17 protein-coding genes and 1 tRNA gene are annotated in these 17,494 nt (G+C 43.5%); 16 read left to right on the top strand and 2 right to left on the bottom strand.

What is annotated here, in order from left to right; all coding sequences use genetic code 11:
- Positions 1–3: 3 nt before the first annotated feature.
- Together G630_RS0108555 and thiI are read left to right on the top strand one after the other, a co-directional pair.
- The gene (locus G630_RS0108555) at positions 4–1,212 is read left to right on the top strand and encodes a cysteine desulfurase family protein (protein WP_026498339.1); all 1,209 of its coding nucleotides are present in this window, start codon (positions 4–6) and stop codon (positions 1,210–1,212) included.
- A 3-nt stretch (positions 1,213–1,215) separates the two neighbouring features.
- Positions 1,216–2,418, top strand: coding sequence for a tRNA uracil 4-sulfurtransferase ThiI (gene thiI, locus G630_RS0108550; RefSeq protein ID WP_022760363.1), 1,203 nt, complete (start codon positions 1,216–1,218; stop codon positions 2,416–2,418).
- A 116-nt stretch (positions 2,419–2,534) separates the two neighbouring features.
- Here the strand turns inward: thiI and G630_RS0108545 are convergent, their stop codons facing one another.
- Positions 2,535–2,765, bottom strand: coding sequence for an HPr family phosphocarrier protein (locus tag G630_RS0108545; RefSeq protein ID WP_022760362.1), 231 nt, complete (start codon positions 2,763–2,765; stop codon positions 2,535–2,537).
- Between the two features lie 89 nt (positions 2,766–2,854).
- Between G630_RS0108545 and mtaB the strand changes: the two genes are divergently transcribed.
- From mtaB to G630_RS24650, 12 genes are all read left to right on the top strand, one after another.
- Positions 2,855–4,204, top strand: coding sequence for a tRNA (N(6)-L-threonylcarbamoyladenosine(37)-C(2))-methylthiotransferase MtaB (gene mtaB, locus G630_RS0108540; RefSeq protein WP_026498338.1), 1,350 nt, complete (start codon positions 2,855–2,857; stop codon positions 4,202–4,204).
- Between the two features lie 82 nt (positions 4,205–4,286).
- Positions 4,287–4,562, top strand: coding sequence for an IreB family regulatory phosphoprotein (locus tag G630_RS0108535; protein ID WP_026498337.1), 276 nt, complete (start codon positions 4,287–4,289; stop codon positions 4,560–4,562).
- Positions 4,562–4,996, top strand: a complete 435-nt coding sequence (ruvX, locus tag G630_RS0108530) for a Holliday junction resolvase RuvX (protein ID WP_022760359.1) — start codon at positions 4,562–4,564, stop codon at positions 4,994–4,996. The genes G630_RS0108535 and ruvX overlap by 1 nt, the downstream gene beginning before the upstream one ends.
- Positions 4,997–4,999: 3 nt before the next feature.
- Entirely contained in the window at positions 5,000–5,260 is a 261-nt protein-coding gene (locus tag G630_RS0108525; RefSeq protein ID WP_022760358.1) for a DUF1292 domain-containing protein, read from the top strand.
- Between the two features lie 120 nt (positions 5,261–5,380).
- Positions 5,381–7,063: a ribonuclease J gene (locus G630_RS0108520; protein WP_022760357.1), complete on the top strand. Its 1,683-nt coding sequence runs from the start codon at positions 5,381–5,383 to the stop codon at positions 7,061–7,063.
- Positions 7,064–7,081: 18 nt separating this feature from the next.
- Positions 7,082–7,480: an endolytic transglycosylase MltG gene (locus G630_RS21260; RefSeq protein WP_022760356.1), complete on the top strand. Its 399-nt coding sequence runs from the start codon at positions 7,082–7,084 to the stop codon at positions 7,478–7,480.
- Positions 7,470–8,111, top strand: coding sequence for an O-methyltransferase (locus G630_RS0108510; RefSeq protein ID WP_026498336.1), 642 nt, complete (start codon positions 7,470–7,472; stop codon positions 8,109–8,111). The genes G630_RS21260 and G630_RS0108510 overlap by 11 nt, the downstream gene beginning before the upstream one ends.
- Before the next feature lie 86 nt (positions 8,112–8,197).
- Positions 8,198–9,454, top strand: coding sequence for a peptidase U32 family protein (locus G630_RS0108505; protein WP_026498335.1), 1,257 nt, complete (start codon positions 8,198–8,200; stop codon positions 9,452–9,454).
- 869 nt (positions 9,455–10,323) lie between these two features.
- Positions 10,324–12,051: a BspA family leucine-rich repeat surface protein gene (locus G630_RS23495; RefSeq protein WP_022760353.1), complete on the top strand. Its 1,728-nt coding sequence runs from the start codon at positions 10,324–10,326 to the stop codon at positions 12,049–12,051.
- A 126-nt stretch (positions 12,052–12,177) separates the two neighbouring features.
- Positions 12,178–13,410 carry an ATP-binding protein gene (locus G630_RS0108495; protein WP_026498334.1) on the top strand — a complete coding sequence of 411 codons (1,233 nt, stop codon included), beginning with the start codon at positions 12,178–12,180 and terminating at the stop codon, positions 13,408–13,410.
- A 102-nt stretch (positions 13,411–13,512) separates the two neighbouring features.
- Positions 13,513–15,624 (top strand): glutamine synthetase III family protein, encoded by a 2,112-nt coding sequence (locus tag G630_RS0108490; RefSeq protein ID WP_022760351.1) that lies wholly within the window; start codon positions 13,513–13,515, stop codon positions 15,622–15,624.
- A 199-nt stretch (positions 15,625–15,823) separates the two neighbouring features.
- On the top strand, positions 15,824–16,006 hold the full coding sequence (locus G630_RS24650) for an MATE family efflux transporter (RefSeq protein ID WP_155829106.1): 183 nt from the start codon (positions 15,824–15,826) through the stop codon (positions 16,004–16,006).
- On the opposite strand, the gene G630_RS0108485 is transcribed toward G630_RS24650, so the two are convergent.
- On the bottom strand, positions 15,960–16,418 hold the full coding sequence (locus G630_RS0108485) for a LysR family transcriptional regulator (RefSeq protein WP_026671166.1): 459 nt from the start codon (positions 16,416–16,418) through the stop codon (positions 15,960–15,962). The two genes, G630_RS24650 and G630_RS0108485, sit on opposite strands and share 47 nt — an antisense overlap.
- 228 nt (positions 16,419–16,646) lie before the next feature.
- Here G630_RS0108485 and G630_RS0108480 point away from each other — a divergent pair.
- Positions 16,647–16,719, top strand: a tRNA-Gln gene (locus tag G630_RS0108480).
- 206 nt (positions 16,720–16,925) lie between these two features.
- Positions 16,926–17,459, top strand: coding sequence for a CPBP family intramembrane glutamic endopeptidase (locus G630_RS0108475; protein ID WP_155829103.1), 534 nt, complete (start codon positions 16,926–16,928; stop codon positions 17,457–17,459).
- The last annotated feature ends 35 nt before the right edge of the window (positions 17,460–17,494 follow it).

Genomic DNA, 17,494 nt, shown 5'->3' with positions numbered 1-17,494 from the left:
ACAATGGAAATATATTTAGATAATTCCGCCACTACGCGCGTTTATGACGACGTGGCAAAGCTGACTCTCCAAATGATGACCGAGGATTACGGTAATCCTTCTAGCATGCATCACAAGGGAGTTGTGGCAGAACAATTTGTAAAGGAAGCAACAGAGAAAATTGCAAAGACTCTCAAGGCGAAGCCGAAGGAAATACTTTTCACTTCAGGCGGCACAGAGTCCGATAATACAGCCATAATCGGCGGAGCGATGGCTCATCACAGAGAGGGAAAGCACCTCATCACCACAAGCGTTGAGCATCCGGCGATTCTGAACTCCATGAAATATCTTGAGGATCAGGGCTTTGAGGTGACTTACCTTGGCGTCAATGAGAAGGGCGTCATAGACCTTGATGAGCTCAAGAACGCAATCAGAGAGGACACCATCCTTGTCTCAATCATGGCGGTCAACAATGAGCTTGGCTCAGTGATGCCTCTTGAGGAAGCAGGAAAAATCATTCATGCGGCTAATCCCAAGATCCTTTTCCATGTGGATGCCGTTCAGGGGTACGGGAAACAGATGATTATTCCCAAGAACCTCGGAATAGATATGATGTCCGTCAGCGGTCATAAGATACACGGTCCCAAGGGCATCGGCTTTTTATATGTAAGAGACGGAGTGCGAATTATTCCCATAAGCTACGGCGGCGGCCAGCAGGGCGGCATGCGCTCGGGTACACTGAACGTTCCCGGAATTGTCGGACTTGGCAGAGCAGCGCAGGAGATTTACGAGGGTTTTGATGAAAAAATAGAGACTCTCTATGCTCTCAAAAAGCAGCTTATTGCAGGCCTTACAGGGGCTCTTCAGGATATAAGGATTAACGGACTTGATACCTCGGAAAAGAGCATTTACGATTTTTCAGAGGATGAGCTGACAGAAGCTATCGGGGAGACAGCTCCGCATATCATCAGTGTGTCTGTTAAAGGCGTGAGGGCAGAGGTGTTGCTCCATGCCCTGGAGGATAAGGAGATTTACGTATCAGCGGGAAGCGCCTGCTCGTCAAGTCACCCTTCAGTATCCGGTACCTTAAAGGCTATCGGGATTTCCAAGGATTTCTACGGAAGCACCGTCAGAATCAGCATGTCGGAACTTACGACTAAGGAAGAGATTGATACCACAGTGAAAGCATTTGCCGAGATAGTGCCGATGCTCAGACAGTTTTCAAGGAGATAAACCATGCAGTACCATGCATTTATAATTAAGTACGCAGAGATAGGAATTAAGGGTAAGAACAGATACCTCTTCGAGGAGGCGCTGGTAAAACAGATGGAGCGCGTTCTTGAAAAGTGCGAGGGTGAGTTCAGCATTTTCAGGGTTTCCGGAAGAATTTACTTAAATGCGAAGGGCTTTGATTTCGATGAGACCGTGGCTGCTCTTCAGACAGTGTTCGGAATCACCGGAATTTGTCCCGCTGTATGCATTGAGAGGGACGGAGACGGAAAGCTTCCCGATATTAACGGCTTGTCAGCTGAGGTTATAAAGTTCCTTGACGGAGTTTATCCGGATAAAAACAAGACCTTCAAGATTAAGTGCAGACGAGTGGATAAGACTTATCCTCTTGATTCTATGGAGGCAGCAGCCGAGATCGGCGCGCAGGTACTTGATGCATTCCCGGAGATGAAGGTTGATGTCAGAGAGCCCGATATTCTCGTAAGTGTTGAGATCCGTGAGAAGGTTAACATCTACTCCGAGATCATTCCCGGTCCCGGCGGAATGCCGATAGGAACCAGCGGTAAGGCTTGCCTTCTTCTTTCAGGCGGTATCGATTCTCCTGTTGCGGGCTACATGATCGCAAAGCGCGGTGCCGAGATTGAGGCGGTTTATTTCAATGCTCCGCCTTATACAAGTGAGAGAGCAAAGCAGAAGGTTGTTGACCTTGCTAAGGTTATCGCGAGATTTACGGGGAAAGTCAGACTTCACGTTATCAACTTTACCGATATTCAGATGTATATCTATAAGCAGTGTCCGCACGATGAGCTTACTATCATCATGCGCAGATATATGATGAGAATTGCAGATACAATTGCAGCTCAGAATAAGTGCATGGGACTTGTAACCGGTGAGAGTATCGGACAGGTTGCATCACAGACTATGGAGAGCCTTATGGCGACCAACGAGGTTGTAACGGATATGCCTGTATACAGACCTTTGATCGCATTTGATAAGCAGGATATTGTTGATATTTCACTGAAAATTGATGCCTATGAGACTTCGATACTTCCTTACGAGGATTGCTGTACAATTTTCGTGGCAAAGCATCCCGTAACAAAGCCGAGGCTTGAGGTTATCAGGGCTCATGAGCACAGACTTGATGAGAAGATTGATGAACTGGTGCAGACCGCACTGGATACGGATGAGATAATTGTGTTAGAGGCATAAAACCCCTCATCCGTCAGCTTCGCTGACACCTTCCCCCCAGGGGGAAGGCAAGGGACCAGAAGGCTATTAATCTAAAAAACCTGCGACGCTGTCGCAGGTTTCAGTAGATTTTAAAATTAGATCATGTAAGGCTTTAAGATTGAAAGCACTTCATCGGCGCCGTCTTCAGCATGGATGTTAAGATCAATCGGCTTTGAAAGATCAAGTGAGAAAATACCCATGATGGACTTTGCGTCAATTACATATCTACCGGATACAAGGTCGAAATCATAATCGAACTTTGTAATATCGTTTACAAAAGACTTAACCTTATCGATAGAATTTAAAGAAATTTTTACGGTTTTCATTGCGCAAATACCTCCTTCTTTTCTTCATGATAAACGGAAGGACGTTAAAAGTCAATGATATAATACGTCAAAATTAGCGGAGGTTTAATATGAAAAGTGTCGCCTTACACAGTCTCGGTTGTAAAGTAAACCGATATGAGACAGATGTTATGGGGCAAAAGTTACAAGAAAGCGGATACAATATTGTGGCATTTGATGAGAAGGCAGATGTGTATATCATCAATACCTGTTCTGTTACCTCAATCGCGGATCATAAGAGCAGGCAGATGCTCCACAGGGCTAAGAGGAAGAACCCCGAGGCCGTGGTTGTGGCATGCGGATGCTATGTCGAGACTGATAAAGAGGGTGTGAAGGCCGATGACAGCATCGATCTTATTGTCGGAAACAATAAGAAGGCAGAAATAGTCGAGATTTTAAGGGACTATTTTGATAAGAAAGAGGAACAGACCGGTCTTAAGGTGGATAAGCTGCTTGGCGGCGAGAGCATGACTGAGATTAACGATCCTGCGCAGGAATATGAGCGCATGGAATTAAAAAGCATGCCCGGGCACACAAGAGCCTATATCAAGATTCAGGATGGCTGTAACCAGTTCTGCAGCTACTGCATAATTCCTTATGCAAGAGGGCGCATCAGGAGCAGGGATGAGGCTGAGATTCTCTGCGAAGTAAGAAAGCTTGCGACAGATGGCTGCAGGGAGATAGTTCTCACCGGAATACATATCAGCTCCTATGGCCTTGATAAGGGAGAATCAGCGCTGCTTTCACTTTTACAAAAGCTCAATGATATAGAAGGCATCGATAGAATAAGACTTAGTTCCCTTGAACCCCGCATTATCACTGAGGAGATGGCGGAAGGTATGGCGGCGCTTTCCAAGGTTTGCCCGCATTTCCACCTCTCGCTTCAGAGCGGCAGCAATGATACCTTAAAGCGCATGAACAGACATTACAGCGCTGAGGAATATGCCGAGAGCGTACGTCTTTTGAGGAAGGTCTATGATAAACCCGCTATAACGACTGATATCATCGTGGGATTCCCCGGTGAGACAAAGGAGACCTTCGAGGAGAGCAGGAAGTTCGCAGAGGATATCGATTTTTATGAGATGCACGTGTTCAAATACTCTCCGAGAAAGGGCACAGTGGCTGCCAAGATGAAGGATCAGCTGACTGACAGGGAAAAGACCGCAAGAAGTAATGTTCTTCTCACAATGACCAAAGAGCAGTCAAAACGCTACAGAGAGAGCTTCATAGGAGCTACGGAGAAGGTGCTCTGGGAGGACTTTGAAACCATTGACGGCAAGGAATATCTGATAGGTCTAACCACTAGATACATCAGGATTGCGGTGCCGAAGGATAAAGCTGAGGAGCTCGGAATAAAGTCCGGAGATATAACGGAGCACACGTTTAATAGTTTCTTAAGAGACGATACATTGCTTATTTAGGCTTTATGCGTTATGATAAAATCAAGTATGTGCCGATATTGATGGAGAAAAAGGCGCAATTTTAATATGTGAGGATAGCTATATGTCTGATACTAATCTTGGAAATACACAATTTTTTAAAGTAGATGTTGATCCTGAGACAGGGGTCAAGAAGGTTCTCTCCGTTGTATATGAGGCGCTTCTGGAGAAGGGGTACAATCCGGTAAACCAGATCGTCGGATATATCATGTCCGGAGATCCTACATATATTACGAGCCATATGGGCGCCAGAAGTCTTATCATGAAGGTTGAGCGTGATGAGCTTGTGGAAGAGATGCTCACGGAGTATATAAAGAATAATAACTGGTCCAGAAAATAATGCGAATAATGGGATTGGATTACGGATCAAGGACTGTGGGCGTTGCTCTTAGTGATGAGCTTTTGATGACGGCACAGGCCAAAGAGATTATCCGTAGAAAAGAAGAGAATAAGCTTCGTAAAACACTGGCTAGAATTGAAGAGCTGATTCAGGAGTACAAGGTTGAGCTTATAGTTTTGGGGTTGCCTTTGCACATGGATCAGTCTGAATCTGTGCGCTCAGGTTTATCCTTGGAGTTTAAGGAGAAGCTCGAGAGACGCACATCTCTTCCCGTGATCATGTGGGATGAGAGGCTTACTACTGTTGAAGCCGACGCTATAATGGACGAGGTTGGAATTAAAAAAGCAGACCGCAAGGAGTATGTGGATATGATCGCAGCGCAGATCATTTTACAGGACTACCTTGATAACAGGGATAAAGAGGTAAAAGAGTAATAAATGGAAAAAATAACATTTCGTCCCGAAGGCGAGGAGCCGGTGGATTTTTTTGTTTTGGAACAGACTGTAATAGGTGCCAAGTCCTACATTCTTGTGACTGATGTCGAGGATGGAGACGGCGAGGCGCTGATACTTCGCGATGATTCAGCTGAGGGTGAAACCGAGGCTAATTATACAATTGTAGATGATGACAGTGAGCTTGAAGCAGTTGCTGTTGTTTTCAGAAAACTTCTTGAAGAAGATGATATAGGACTCGATTGATCCGGGGATTTAATCCGTGAATCGCTTTATACCGGTAGTTCAGGACTGGGGAAAAGACCGGCAGGCTCAGATCATGGGATTATCTTTTCGGCCATCGAAACAATTTTGGAGGAAAACTGATTGAATAAAAAGAATACTAATAAATCCGCGTCAGGGCTTCAGGTTATACCGCTTGGAGGCCTTGAGCAGATTGGAATGAACATTACTGCCTTCAGATATGAGGACAGTATTATTGTAGTGGATTGCGGTTTGTCATTCCCCGATGATGATATGCTGGGAATCGACCTGGTAATCCCCGACATTACTTATCTTAAGAACAACATTGATAAAATAAAGGGCTTTGTGATAACTCACGGACATGAGGATCATATCGGTGCGCTTCCCTATGTACTTAAAGAGATAGGGGTTCCGATTTACGCCACAAGGCTTACAATGGGCATCATTGAGCATAAGCTTGAAGAGCACGGACTTTTAAAGAAGGTCAGAAGAAAGGTTGTTAAATTCGGACAGTCCATCAACCTTGGAGATTTCAGAGTTGAGTTTATTCGCACCAACCATTCGATTGTTGATGCGGCTGCACTTGCTATATATTCGCCTGCAGGAATCGTGGTTCACACCGGTGACTTCAAGGTGGATTATACTCCTGTTTTCGGAGATCCCATTGATCTTCAGAGATTTGGAGAGATTGGTAAAAAGGGCGTTCTTGCACTTATGTGTGATTCCACCAATGCCGAGAGACCCGGATTTACGGCGTCTGAGAGAACCGTGGGTAAGACCTTCGATTCACTTTTTGAGGAGCATTCGGATTCGAGAATTATTGTTGCAACCTTTGCATCCAACGTTGACCGTGTTCAGCAGATCATAAATACTGCCTATAAATTCGGCAGGAAGGTTGTAGTCGAGGGCAGAAGTATGGTCAATATCATCGATATTGCCCAGAAGCTCGAATGCATCAAGATACCGGACAATACGCTGATTGAGATTGATCAGCTTAACAATTATCCCGATAACAAGACAGTTATTATCACAACGGGAAGCCAGGGTGAATCCATGGCTGCCCTTAGCCGTATGGCGAGCGGACAGCACAAGAAGATAAGCATCAGACCCGGCGATACGATCATCTTTTCATCACATCCGATTCCGGGTAATGAGAAGGCGGTTACAAATATCATAAACGACCTCCTTGTGAGAGGCGCTGATGTTATTTTCCAGGATGTTCATGTTTCCGGACATGCCTGCCAGGAGGATATAAAGCTTATCTACACACTTGTACATCCTAAGTACGCGATTCCCGTTCACGGTGAGTACAAACATCTGATAGCCCAGAAGAACATTGCGATGGGCCTCGGAATGGATAAGGATGATATTTTCATAATAAAGTCCGGAGATATTCTGGAGCTGACCGAGGAGAAGGCCAAGGTTGTTGGAAAAGTGCCTGTAGGTACAATTCTCGTTGACGGTCTCGGTGTCGGAGACGTTGGAAATGTGGTGCTCCGTGATAGACAAAGACTTGCCGAGGATGGTATTGTAATTGTTGTGTTCGGGATAGACAGAGAAAATGCGCAGCTCGTATCAGGGCCCAGCATTGTATCCAGGGGATTCGTATACGTTAGAGAGTCCGATCAGCTGATCGAGGATGCAACGGATCTTGTGCTTGATGAGGTTACCGAGGCACTTGACAGAAATATTACAGACTGGAATAAGCTTAAGAACATAGTTAAAGATGTTTTATCAGATTTTATCTGGAAGAAGACAAAGAGAAGACCCATGATTCTTCCTATTATCATGGATTCTAACTACTAATGACAGAAAAGAGGAACTATGGACGCAAGGGGAATAGGACTTGGAATTCTTGATACTTTAGTCAAGGTTCTGCTTGTTATAGTTGCCGTGATGCTGATAAGTAAGTACGCATCTGAGGCCTATACATACGGATACAATATTTATAATCAGGTTCCGGCTTCTAAGTATGATACCAGAACCGTGTCGGTATCGATAACGGACAGCATGTCTGTGGGAGAGATAGCGGAGCTCCTTGAAAACAGGGGAATCATCAATAACAGCAAGCTGTTTTGGCTTCAGGAGAGATTTTCGGAGTATCACGGAATGATAGCACCCGGTACCTATGAACTCAGCCCGTCAATGACGCCGGATGAGATTATAGGGATAATGAGTGCATCTTCTATCGCAGAGAGCGAGGAGGATTCAGGTGATCAGTGATGAGAGAATAAGCACCTTCATCAATTCGCTTGATCAGGGCAATGCCCCTTTTCTTGATGAGCTTGAGAGAAAATCTCTTGCGGATGACGTGCCGATAATAAGGAAGGATACCCAGAGCCTTATAAGGTTCCTCCTTCAGATGAATCATCCGAAGAATATTCTCGAAGTCGGCTGTGCGGTGGGATTTTCCGCACTTCTGATGGCGACCTATTCAGACGATGATACAAAGATAACCACAATAGAGAAGTTTGAAAAGCGCATACCTGTCGCTCATGCAAACTTCGATAAATATGATACAAACCATAAAATCACACTGCTTGAGGGGGATGCAGCAGATATTCTGGCGCAACTTTCCGGGCAGTATGATTTTATTTTTATGGACGCCGCAAAGGGTCAATATATCAACTTTTTGCCGGACTGCAAGAGGCTCCTTGTAAAGGGAGGACTCCTTTTGTCCGACAATGTGCTCCAGGACGGAGATGTGATGGAGTCGAGGTTCGCCGTAACCAGACGCAACCGCACAATCCACGAGAGAATGCGGGAGTACCTGTTTGCAATCAAGCACGATCCCGAGCTCCAAAGTGTTATTTTGAACGTAGGCGACGGCATGGCCATGTCGCTGAAACTGTAAACAAGCCTTCCCTGAGAGGGTAGGAAGTAGATAATATGCCTTCCCCCACTGGGGGAAGGTGGCGCGAAGCGCCGGATGAGGGTTATATGAGAGAAAAACACAAACCAGAGCTGCTAATCCCTGCCAGCAGCCTTGAAGTATTAAAAACTGCAGTAATTTTCGGAGCAGATGCCGTTTACATCGGCGGAAACTCCTTTGGCCTTCGTGCAAAGGCTAAAAACTTCAGCCACGACGATATGGCAGAGGGCATTAAGTTTGCCCATGAGCATGGAGTACATGTGCATGTCACAGCAAATATCCTTGCGCACAACGATGACCTTAAAGGGGCAGAGGAATATTTTCATGAATTAAAGGAGCTTGGACCTGACGCACTTATCATCGCAGATCCTGGCATGTTCATGATGGCAAGAAGAATCTGTCCGGAGATTGATATCCATGTATCAACTCAGGCAAATAACACAAACTACGAGACATACAAGTTCTGGGCTGACCAGGGTGCAAAGAGAGTAGTTGCCGCAAGAGAACTTTCACTTAAAGAGATCAAGGAGATTCGTGAAAATATCCCCGATGATCTTGAGATTGAGAGTTTTATCCACGGCGCAATGTGTATAAGCTATTCCGGTCGCTGCCTTTTATCAAACTATTTCACGGGCCGCGATGCCAACCACGGCGAGTGTACACATCCCTGCCGCTGGAAATATGCGGTGGTTGAGGAGACAAGACCGGGAGAATACCTTCCGGTATACGAGAACGAGAGAGGCTCCTTCATTTTCAATTCCAAGGATCTGTGCATGATTGAGCATATTCCGGAGCTTGTGGATGCGGGTGTCGACAGCTGCAAGATTGAGGGCCGCATGAAGACTGCTCTTTACGTTGCAACTGTTGCCAGAACCTACCGCAAGGCTATTGATGACTATTTTGAGTCCGAGGAGAAATACCGTGAGAACATGCCCTGGTATCTTGATGAGATTTCAAGATGTACCTACAGACAGTTCACCACAGGCTTCTATTTTGGCAAGCCCTCAGACGATGCTCAGATTTATGACGCAAATACTTATGTCAATGAGTATACCTACCTTGGTATCGTAGGTGAGGTAAATGAACGCGGTCTTGCTAAAATCGAGCAGAGAAACAAGTTCTGCGTGGGCGATACCATTGAGATCATGAAGCCCGACGGACGCGACATCGAGACCAAAGTCCTCGGCATCATTAACGAAGACGGCGATGAGATGGAGAGCTGCCCTCATCCCAAGCAGGTACTTTATATCAAGCTTGATCAGGAGACTGAGAAGTACGATATCCTGAGAGTACATACGGGCTCAAGCGAGAATATTTCCTGCTGATATTTTGATATATGGGAAGTAGAAAACTTTGAAGAAGTAATAAAAGAAGTAAAATAGAAATATAACTGGATATGAATCAAAGTTGCCGACTAATCTAAAGTCTAAATTTAGATTAGTCGGTGTTTTTGTGTTGGTGGGGCTGTATCCGTAGTATTTTAGCTAGGCGTGGCCAAAGGCTATAGTAAAAGTAAATAAAAAGCCGTTTTCACCATTTTGGTATACTTTTTCGGCGCTTTTCAGAACCTTTACAGAAGTGTTTGTAAATAAAAAGGCTTTTTAGGGACTTTGGTATCCATGAATTTACAAAACAGGGATACCAAAACGGGAAAATCGCCATTCTATTTACTTTTCCGGAGAAATAATCTGCAAAAAGGTCTCAAAATGTATACCAAAGTGGCATAAACGCTTTCTCATTTACAAATCGTGTAACGGGCTCGAAGAGGTACAATTTAACTATAATAGTCGGATGTAAAAATGTGTGTGGGTTAGTGAAAGTAGTAATAAGTAGTAATAAGATGTAATAGAAAACAAAACCTGTAATAAGTAGTAACAATAACATAATGAACACTTATAAACAAAAATAAATTAAATATTGATTTATAAAAACAAATGTGATACCATCTTGAATTGTTGAGAAGAACTTTAACAAAAGATGATTTCATTTGAGGGGCGAAAATCAATGCTTTTGATAGAACAGAACAGAGTAAGTGACTGTTTAGTTGTTTATATAATTAAATATTTTAATGGCTATTAAACGTCAGGCATATTATAACGCTGCAAGGATATTGGATCGGTGATGGATCTGAGTTCTTGCATTTGATTTGTGCCCGGCGTTTTTTGTTATGATTATGAGAAAGGAAAGGTTTTAAATGACAAGTAGTGTAAAAAAGGTAATTTTAGCTTTATCCATGATGGTTGCGGTCTTTGCCATAGTAGTGTTTGGAGGATTCTTTAGCTTGTCTGCATCGGCAACAGGGGATCTGTTGCCGGCAACATATGACAATAGATCTCACGCTTACTATAAGGTGGATTCACAGGGAAAATTATGGGTGTGGGGAGAGAATATAGATGCTTCCTCTCATGGGTTGATTTATGATATTCCTGAAGGAATTCGTGCAAACATTATTGAAGTAGATGTGACGGGATCATTCGAAAAATTTTATGCAGATTGTTTTGTACCGAATTCAAGGGTTGGTACTGCTAAATTTCATGACTGTGATATATCGAAAATCACAAATTTGTCTGGGGCATTTGATGGTGTTTGTGCGACAAATATTTATTTGGAAAATTTTGATACATCTAATGCGACAGATATGACTTATATGTTTAGGGGGTGCCAGGCTACTGCTATCCATTTTGGAAGAGGGTTTAATACATCTAGCGTGCAGAATATGATTTGTATGTTTCAAGACTGCCGTCATGTAAAAAATCTAGATATTACTTGCTTTGATACTTCTAACGTAGAAAATATGGCTTATATGTTTGAACATTGTGATGTATTAGAAAGCATAAAGCTGGGCTCGAACTTTAATACATCTAATGTAACGAGTATGGGGCACATGTTTGAGAACTGTAAAGCATTAACAAGTCTTGATGTAAGCCGTTTTGATACTTCTAATGTAGAAGACATGAATGCGATGTTTTGGCTTTGCTCATCGCTAACAGATATTGATGTAAGTGGATTTAATACATCAAAAGTAAAGTGGGCGGGTGGAATGTTTGCTTCGTGTGAACGACTCACAAGCATAGATGTAAGTCATTTTGATACTGCGAATATGGATGGTTTCACTTTTTATGGATGTTCATCCCTAAGAAGTGTTAATCTTAGTAATTGGATAATAAGCTATGTGAGCTTTCAAAACTGTGATTCACTTCAGGAGTTCTGGAGTCCCAAAATGCTTGGCAGAGCCATTTCCAAGGTGGAACTTGGTGGAAAGTTTTTCATGGATGACAACAACGATGGCAAGCCTGATGATGGTAAAATTATAGATTCAATCGAGCCTCAGACAGGTTCTCATCACTATGTCAGATATAATCCACAGGCGGGATCTTCTGGTTCGGCTCAAGATGATTCAGCAGAAGATACATCAGATGATATAAGCTATACTCAGACAAAATGGGAAATACCCGATATGCCGTCACTACAGGATGAAAATGTGAAAAATGCTTCAAATCCTTACGTGGGCAAAAAATTTGAGAATGGTGATTTTACATATTATATAAATGGTAATACCACTGTGACAATTTTGGGGACCAAGAATAAATCTATTAAAAAACTTAAAATTCCTAAAACAGTTGAGTATTTAGGAGATAAGTATACTGTGACAAGAATAGGTACTGGTGCGTTTAAGGATTTGAAATACCTTAAATCAGTAAAGATTCCTTCAACAATAGAAGAATTGGGTGAAAAAGCATTCTATCACTGCTACAGACTTAAGAAGATGACAATACAGGCCAATCCTTCATTGACTATTGGAACCAAGGCGGTTGATGAAGTGCATAAGAACTGCGTGATTAAGGTTAAAGGCCTGAAGAAAAACGAAAAGAAGACTCTTATAAAGAAAATCAAAAAACAAACCAACGCAAAAGTTAAGTAAATCAAAAAAGAACTTCGACAGAGATGCCGGAGTTCTTTTTATAATATCGGCCTTCTGTACATCGTTGACTTGATAACACTCATCGACTAAAATAAAATCAGACTTTAGATTAGTCGGGAGGCGTCTATGGCATATATTGAACGGGCTATTTCAAGTATCCTTAAGAAAAGAGCTTCTGAAAGCAAGTGTTTGCTGCTCACCGGAGCAAGGCAGGTTGGAAAATCGACGCTGCTTAAGCATCAGTTTGCGGATTATAACAGGGTGTCATTTGATGATAAGATGACCCGGATGCAGGCGAAAGAGGAACCTAAACTGTTTTTCTTAAACAATCCCAGACCGCTTTTTATAGATGAAGTGCAAAAAGAAAACAGTATCCTTGAGGATGTTAAGCTACTCATAGATGAATCCGAGGAGAGAGGACAGTTCATTTTTTCGGGTTCGCAGAAGCTGGAGCTGATGAAGGGAATGAGTGAATCATTGGCCGGCAGAGTTTCTGTTATGGAATTATCCGGGCTTTCGCTTCGTGAGATTAAGGGGGTTCATTTTAACAAGCATTTTGTCCCTACAGATGAATATCTGAAAGAAAGAGAGAAAGAACTTGCGGATTACGATGACATATGGGAGATAATCCATAAGGGCTCTTATCCTGAGTTGTACGATGTGGACAGGGATTGGCAGGACTACTATTCTTCATATGTTGATACGTATCTGGAGAGAGATATCAATGAACTTATAGCCGCTGACAGTATTACTTTTTTCAAGTTTTTGACGGCGGTTGCGGCCAGGACCGGGGAGATACTGAACTATGCCAATATTGCTTCGGATGTGGGAGTATCAGAGCCAACTATTAAAAACTGGATTTCCATTCTTGAAAGAACAGGCATTGTATTTTTACTGCAGCCTTATTCTTCAAGTGCATTATCGAGAGCGATTAAGACACCCAAAATCTACTTCAGGGATACAGGTCTTGCTTGCTATCTTACGCGCTGGCTGACGGCAGATGCCTTGAAGAACAGTGCTGTTACTGGAAATATGTTTGAGACTTTTGTTGTTTCCGAAATATTAAAGACGTATTCCAATGAGGGCATTGACTACAGATTCAGCATTTTTTATTACAGAGGCAAGGACAAAACAAGCAGCCGTGAAAATGAGATTGATCTGGTTATCGAAGAAAACGGAGTTCTTTATCCTGTTGAGATAAAAATGACCGGTAATCCCAAGGCAATCATGGGCGGAGCGAATGCCGTCCTTGATAAGATTCCTGATAAAAAGAGGGGATTGGGAGTAGTCCTCTGCCTGACAGATAAAAAGATGTATCTGAGGGAAAATCTTGTTGCGCTGCCAATTAGTTATATATGATATGGAAAAATGTGGGGGCTTTTTATTTGTGTAATTCAAACTAATATAGTACAATCATTGGCGAAATACTCTTGAATATTAAAAAATGAAAATGAGGTGTATATGAGCGAACAGGTCATGGTTGAGGAACTTTTCGGTAAAAATGTGTTCACACTTGAGAGAATGCGCGAGCGTCTGCCCAAGAGTGTGTACAAAGAGGTCATCCAGGTCATGGAAAAGGGCGGAGATCTCTCACTGGCTTCTGCGGATGCTGTTGCAAACGCGATGAAGAACTGGGCGATGGAGCACGGTGCAACGCACTATACTCACTGGTTCCAGCCGCTTACCGGTATTACAGCCGAGAAGCACGATGCATTTATCACAAGCGCCAGAGGCGACGGACACATGATGACATCTTTTTCAGGAAAAGATCTCATTAAGGGCGAGCCGGATGCTTCGTCCTTCCCTTCAGGAGGACTTCGCGCAACCTTTGAGGCAAGAGGTTATACAGCCTGGGATATCACATCTCCCGCTTTCCTTAAGGAGACAGGTGCAGGCGTAACACTCTGCATACCCACCGCATTTTGTTCTTATAACGGAGAGGCTCTTGATAAAAAGACTCCCCTTCTTAGATCCATGCAGGCTGTAAGTGAGCAGGCTTTAAGGATCGTTCATCTTTTCGGCAATACCGAGGCAAAGAAAATAAATGTATCAGTTGGTCCCGAGCAGGAGTACTTCCTTGTGGACTGGAAGAAGAGCCTGCAGCGCCCCGACCTTATCTTCACGGGCCGTACACTTTTCGGAGCTCAGCCGCCCAAGGGACAGGAGATGGAGGATCATTACTTCGGCGTAATCAGAGAGCGCGTCGGAGAGTTCATGAAGGATCTTAACAACGAGCTCTGGAAGCTCGGAGTTCCCGGAAAAACTCAGCACAACGAGGTTGCTCCCGGACAGCACGAGCTTGCCCCGATTTATGAGGAAGCTAATATCGCAGTAGATCACAACCAGATCATCATGGAGACCATGAAGAGAGTTGCGGAGCATCACAACATGAGATGTCTTCTGCATGAAAAGCCGTTCCAGGGCGTTAATGGTTCAGGTAAGCACGACAACTGGTCACTTTGCACGGATACAGGAGTTAATCTTCTTGATCCCGGTGATACACCAAATGAAAATATTCAGTTCCTGTTTGTCCTTGCCTGCATAGTTAAGGCTGTCGACAGACATGCTGATATCCTTAGACAGAGCGCATCCGACGTTGGAAACGACCACCGCCTCGGCGCTGATGAGGCACCTCCGGCTATTATTTCCATGTTCCTTGGAGAGCAGCTTGAGGATGTTGTTCACCAGCTTATTGAGACAGGTGAAGCCAAGAGATCCAAGCGCGGCGGAAAGCTCAAGACAGGTGTTTCAACCCTTCCCGAATTTGAGAAGGATGCTACGGACAGAAACCGTACTTCACCCTTCGCCTTTACCGGAAATAAGTTTGAGTTCCGTATGGTTGGTTCCTCCGACTCTATGGCAAGCTCAAATACAGCGCTTAATACAATTGTTGCAGAGGCTTTCAGTGAGGCAGCAGACAGACTTGAGAAGGCTTCCGATTTTGATATGGAAGTACACGATATTATCAAGGAGTACCTGACAAAGCATCAGAGAGTAATCTTCAACGGCGACGGTTACTCCGAGGAGTGGAAGAAGGAGGCAGAGAGAAGAGGCCTTCCCAACATCCCTTCAACCATCGAGGCAGCTGAAGTCCTCACAACAAAGAAGGCAATCGATCTCTTTAAGAAGTTCGGCGTATTTACAAAAACAGAGTTGGAGGCACGTCAGGAGATTATTTTCGAGACATACTCCAAGACTATCAATATCGAAGCACTCACCATGATTGATATGGCAAGTAAGCAGATCATTCCTGCGGTTATGAAGTACGCAGGCGGGCTTGCTTCAAATATCAACGAAGTTAAGACAGCAGGCTGCGATGTTTCGGTTATGACAAGTGAACTTACAGAAGTTACAAAGCAGCTCGGAGCAATGAAGAAAGCTCTTGATAAGCTTATTAAGGAAGAGGAGAAGGCAAGAAGCATATCCGAACCCAGAAAGAGAGCATATTACTGCAAGGATAAGGTAGTTCCTGCAATGACAGCGCTCAGAACTCCCGCAGATAAGCTTGAAATGCTTGTGGATAAGAACGACTGGCCGTTCCCAACCTATGCGGATCTTCTCTTTGAAGGCTGATATAAAACATATCGCATCCCGGATAATGACAGAACCCTATAACTAAATAGTTATGAGGTATAAATTAACAGGTATTTGTCATACAAAACAGATGCCCATATAATACACCCATAGCAAAGACAACGGCGTCGGAGATAAAACATCCGGCGCCTTTTTTGTTATAAAGATTCGGAAAGTTTGACAGGGAGGAGAGCAGGAAATGTTTAGCAGAGAAAAACTTATGAAGCTGATCATCCCGATGGTAATAGAACAGCTCCTGGCAGTTACGGTAGGCATGGCAGACATGATCATGGTATCGGGAGCCGGTGAGGAAGCAGTATCGGGAATATCACTTGTCAATTCCATACCTTGGGACAGGTCTGGCTTCGCTGCCTTCCGTTAAGGACATCCTTAAAGGAAAGCTGATAGTCTATAAGGCTGTCATTTACCTCCCAGGCACCGGGGACAGCGAGAATAAGCTGTTTCTTAAGAAAGAAGAGTTTTTTGAATTCTTCAAAGCCTACAGGATTACTGCTCAAAGCAAAATCAATCTGGCCCAGGCGGAGTGTTTTGATCATCTCTTCACTGCTGGTATTTTCATTCAGGTTGATACTTATGTTGGGATACTTGCTGCGGAATGGATTGAGATGTATCGGAAGTGAATAGCAGCAATAAAAGCTGGTGGTCCCAAGTTCATTTTCCAGCCTCCTTATAGTGGCGCTGAGAGAGGGTTGGGAAATAAACAGAGCCGCAGCAGCCTTTGAAAAGCTTCCGCTTTTATAAATTGCATTTACATATTTTGCTTCGCGTAACATAAGAATCACCCTTTCCTGAAAAAACAAAAAAACGAGGGCGTCAAAATTGACGTCCTCGTCTGAATTATAATAATACATGTATAATTAAATTTCAAACACCTTTTTTGAAAATAATGCGAAAATTGGCTTATGGAATAGTGTTTTAGGAAACCGAAAAATAAAATTATAAAAATTTAAAAAAAGTGCTTGCATTAATGGATAAACATACGTATAATACAATCTTGTCGGTGGGCTATCGCCAAGCGGTAAGGCAACGGACTCTGACTCCGTCATTTCGTAGGTTCGAATCCTACTAGCCCAGTTTTTCCTCAGAGAGTTCCTCTGAGGATTTTTTTTACCGTATTTGAGCAGACTTCGGAGTAATGTGGTATAATCAATCAGATATTATACACTTAGAGGTGGGTTGTGAAATCTCAGATTAAGAATTTGGCCTTTCCGATTATATGGGAAGTGCTTTTTATCATATTTTGTATAATAAAGCCGTTTAAGACGCTTTACATATTTTTTGTGTTCTATCTGGTACTGGCTGTTTATTTCGCCAGAGATTTTTCAATCAGAGAATATACGCAAAATTTTAAGAGTATCAAGAAATTCTGGATACCCGTTGCACTTACTGTCTTAGCAGCGCAGGCTTGCTACATGATAAAGTTCCGTCTCATCCAGCCCAGTTTCATCGGAGCGCTGGACGGAACCTATGGTATTACCTGGGAAAACAGCTATATCGGAGAATTCCTGTATGCCATAACAATTCTTTTTCTCTGTCCTATTTCAGAGGAACTGTTCTTCAGAAAAGCAATAATGAATTTTGATTCCTGTACATCAGCTCTTGTGAGCTTTTCACTGGGACTTATACTTTGCGGTTTCAGTTATGCTTATCTGCCCCTTGGTGTTGTGGAAGCCATGGTGCTTGCCCTTCCCTACGCAGTAGCATTCTTCTGGACCAGAAACATATACGTACCCATTACGGTGCACATCCTCTTCATGATGTACCAGCACCTGCCATTAATAATTTATGATGTGGCCCGCATCTCCTTGCGGTAATAGTAAACCCCGTGCAATGCACGGGGCGTTTTCAT

It is taken from the genome of Butyrivibrio sp. WCD2001, from assembly GCF_000424485.1.
Lineage (GTDB): Bacteria > Bacillota > Clostridia > Lachnospirales > Lachnospiraceae > Butyrivibrio.
The sequence above is the reverse complement of the archived record's forward strand: the minus strand, read 5'-3'. Positions and strand labels throughout refer to the sequence as shown.